The 3699-nt window shown below is 54.0% G+C and carries 3 protein-coding genes and 2 pseudogenes; 3 read left to right on the top strand and 2 right to left on the bottom strand.

From position 1 onward, the window contains the following. A pseudogene (locus EHS19_RS11490) lies at positions 1–192 on the top strand (DDE-type integrase/transposase/recombinase); the annotation flags it as partial. A gap of 47 nt (positions 193–239) precedes the next feature. Here EHS19_RS11490 and EHS19_RS11800 read toward each other — a convergent pair. Both EHS19_RS11800 and EHS19_RS10320 read right to left on the bottom strand, forming a co-directional pair. Further along, positions 240–403, bottom strand: a pseudogene (locus EHS19_RS11800) (IS256 family transposase); the annotation flags it as partial. 78 nt (positions 404–481) lie between these two features. After that, positions 482–2488: a hypothetical protein gene (locus EHS19_RS10320; protein WP_151917678.1), complete on the bottom strand. Its 2007-nt coding sequence runs from the start codon at positions 2486–2488 to the stop codon at positions 482–484. Between the two features lie 153 nt (positions 2489–2641). Between EHS19_RS10320 and EHS19_RS10315 the strand changes: the two genes are divergently transcribed. Next, positions 2642–2845, top strand: coding sequence for a DUF4236 domain-containing protein (locus EHS19_RS10315; protein WP_151917677.1), 204 nt, complete (start codon positions 2642–2644; stop codon positions 2843–2845). 76 nt (positions 2846–2921) lie between these two features. Further along, the coding region (locus EHS19_RS10310; RefSeq protein ID WP_151917676.1) for a hypothetical protein at positions 2922–3699 on the top strand (778 nt) is incomplete at its 3' end.

Below are 3699 nucleotides of genomic sequence, written 5' to 3'. Positions count from 1 at the left end.
TACGTCGCGTTCGTCACCGACGCGTTCGCTCGTCGGATCGTGGGCTGGGCGGTCGCCAGGACGATGCGCACCGAGGATCTGCCGTTGCAGGCGTTGGAGCAGGCCGTCATGTGGGCACGCTGCCACGGGGGCGCGGACGGGTGCGTGCATCACTCCGACCACGGGTCGCAGTACATCAGTCTCGTGTACTCCGCCACCTATACCCCAACAATTAAACCCGACAAAGTACAAGCGACGGACTCCAACGACTTGTCGCGTGATTTCATGCCGAACACGGCCTTGACGCGTCCGGGGCCCACTCCCGGTTCCTAGGGTTGGTCTTGGTGAGGATATTGCGTTCGAAAGGCACCATGCGCCGCTGATAGCGGGCCTCCGGGATCAGTTCGTTCACTGCGGTCATAAGTGATCTGTTTGTATCAGGAGGTCAATATGTAGGGGCTGCGGCTTGAATCGCATCCCCTCCATTGTTTGTTGAACAAGGTTATTCGTTGCCGAGTAGTTCGTCCATCAATTGTTTGCTGGCGGAGTAGAAGCGTACGTCGGGGTGTGAGCCTTGCTCCGTGGAAATGACGGCATGTCCTTTATCTAGCGAATTGGTGGGATTATGCCCTTGGAACCTGTTCCTGAAAATCGCCTGGGAGGCAGCAGGTGAAACCTTGCCGAAGCATATGCGCAACTTGCATAGGTCCGTTAAGTCGCGGGGAAGCGCCTGACTCCCGGGATGTTGCGTGGACAGTATGACAATAGCGCCAGCCTGTTCTCCTCGCTCGATGATCTGACGGATATACCGTTGAATCGTATTGATCGTGCGCAGGTCCTCATCGGTGACATCGTCCTCCAGATCTGGGTCGAACAGCGCGTTGCACTCGTTAATGAATAGGATGATCGGTTCTGGGCGTTTGTCCGGTGGAATTGACCAGTAGCCACCATCGGGCTTCAGCTGCTTGATCGTGCGTAGACGCATGTTGACGGCGGTGTTTACGCTTTGTATCTCACCGAGCAGCATGTCCAGTCCCTCCGACTTGTGCACCAAGGAGTACATCAGAGGCGAGTAGGAGTCCAGATAAGAACTGTCCCGGCAATCGATCATATGAACCTGTGCATTCACCTGTTTCGACAGCAGTACCATGCAAAACAGCATGTGGGTGATTTCACCGCTGCCGGTGGTACCTGCGGCCACTACGCCTGACACGTTGGCGAATGATAGCGTGATGTTGGACGAATCCGGGGCGAACCCACATTCGAAGCTCAATGTGGATGGGTCAAGTTCGGGAACGGTGGTGATGGAGACAGTCGGTCGTCTTTTTCCGTTCTGCCGCTTTGCGGAGTGCGGATTCCCTCCATTCCGATAGTTCCCAGTGTCCCGGTTGGAGCCTGTATTTGCGCCTGAGTGATGGCTTTCCCTGTATCGCGGCGAAGGTTCCCGTTCTGGATCTTTTCTTTCCCGATGCTTCGCGCCAGGATTCTCCAGGTCGTAGACAGAAGACGCTTTTCTGTTTTTCCTTACAGGATTCAATTCGTCCACGCCGGATTCCGCATTGAATGTCGGCTTGGGCCATAGATTCGCGTTGACTGGGGCACTGGCGTCGATGATGGGACATGTTCCGTAATGCTTGACCATGGAGGCGAAGAATCCCTCTACTCCAGTACGGGGAATAGGATGATCAGTTTCAGGAAGCATTTCCCGTACCATACGGATGAAGTCGTCATATGAAAGTGCTGGAATTCCCCCGGGCCAGCGGATGTCATCATCGAGCTTGGCTTCCCCCGCCTCGCCGGGGACCAGGACCACATAGAAATCCATTGTCAATCCGGGGCAGCGAGGACGCAGGTACTCGGCCAGATTGCTTCGTGCCCAATTCATGTTTACGGAGAAGATGTAGGGGGCATTGGCCACCATTCCGGTGTTTGGATAAGTGCAGAACATCGCCTTTTCCGGAATCAGCGTATGATATACAAGTCCCGCACGGTATTTCTTGACGTCGATGAACAGTGCACGATTGCCGATGAGCAGCACGCAGTCAAGGTCCGCGCCGCTTTCGTCGCGCAGCCCTTCCTTGGTGGGACGCGACAACGACCAGAAGGAGACACACCGGTCGAGTACGCCGTCACGGCTCAGCAGGCTGGCGAAGATACGTTCCCCCTCCGCCCCCGACTTGATCTGACGATCGTTGAATCCGCTTTCAGACAGGCCGGAACCTGGTTTTCCGTAGATGCGGTTGCCGTGAATGCGGCCATTGCGGATAGCGGCGAAGCGGTTCACATCGGCAGCCGATGTCTTCGGTACAAGCTCGGTGTTGATCAGCGGTAGATGAGGATTACCGGCGACCGTCTGCAGCCGGTAGGTTCTGATCGCCGCCGGCCAAGCTGCGAGAATATCAGACTCGGTGGCCTGCTTGATGTATTCTCCTGAACGATTCGTCGAATACGACGGGCGAGGTATGGAACCGACCATGCCGTTGCCGAACAAGGTGTCAAGTAATCCCATGTCATTCTCCTCGATGGACACATATACGTTAAGCGTACCGCGTCCATCCACGATACGGGGTTACATGATGGCGTGATGAAAAGGGGTACGATAGATATGAAAAGCGATATCGATCATCCAGAGAGATGAAGAGTTTTTTTAGGAGGCGCAGTCATGGGATTCAAGTTCAACAAAAGCATCGGCGGTAAGTTTTTTCGCGTTAATCTGGGTAAGAACGGGCTGAACAGCGTAACGTTCGGCAAACGGGGAGCACTCCATCTCACCACAGGCAAGACCGGTACACGGGTCGGCACTCCGATTCTGCCGGGCAGCGGCCTGAGCTATGAAGCGCGATTCGACAAGCCTAAGAAGAAGTAGACCATCATTGATTGGTGATTACTTTCCCCACCGCATTGGCGGGGTGGGGAAAGTGTTTTTTTGACGAGGATGTCTTATGCGTGGAATAGGCGAGCATCTGGATGGCGGGGATGAAGCCATCAATACTAACCCCGAGGTGGAGCAGGAAACTGTCGATGCTAAGGAGATGTCTGACCGGCAGCGGGAGCGACGGAACGATCTTCCCAATGGGGATGATGTTTCTTTTGACGACGAAGCTGAGAATGTTCTCGGCGATGGGGATGAGGGCGAGTATTCCGGGGTAATGGATGCTTCTGATGGTGATGACGGTAGCTTTAGTGATAGCGTCGAAAATGATTTTGATGGTGGGAACGTAGATGGCGATGGTTCGTTAGAGCACACTGGTGGTCTCGGTGATGGTGATACCGATGAGGATGGAAAGCGCTTCGATTTTCTCGACTATGACGACGAGCATGATGCCGGTAAGTCCAAAGATGGCGATTTGCCGATAGCAACTGATCAGAGGGGTGTATCTGATGAAAATCGGGATTCAGCTAAATCTGATAGGCGGCATAGTGCTACGGATGATAAACGGGACGCAGATGATGATTCCGATGACGTCGATAACACAGATGATGAGAACGTACAGGAATTCAACACAGATAGCACCTGTGAAGCGAATAAAATATTGGAGTTGGAATCCAGTGAACGGAATGACGAGCTAGATGAGAATGCCTACACGTCGAGTGGCGAAGGTAAGTCTGACGGAGATGATGAAGCAGATATCCCATCGGAAGACGACTCTCGATATGATAAAAAACGAGTCTTCGCCAGTTTGTGTGGTGGTGTTGGGGTCGGGGTGTGGGTGTGGAGGA

It is taken from the genome of Bifidobacterium jacchi, from assembly GCF_009078285.1.
In the GTDB taxonomy this organism is placed as follows: Bacteria; Actinomycetota; Actinomycetes; order Actinomycetales; family Bifidobacteriaceae; genus Bifidobacterium; species Bifidobacterium jacchi.
The sequence above is the reverse complement of the archived record's forward strand: the minus strand, read 5'-3'. Positions and strand labels throughout refer to the sequence as shown.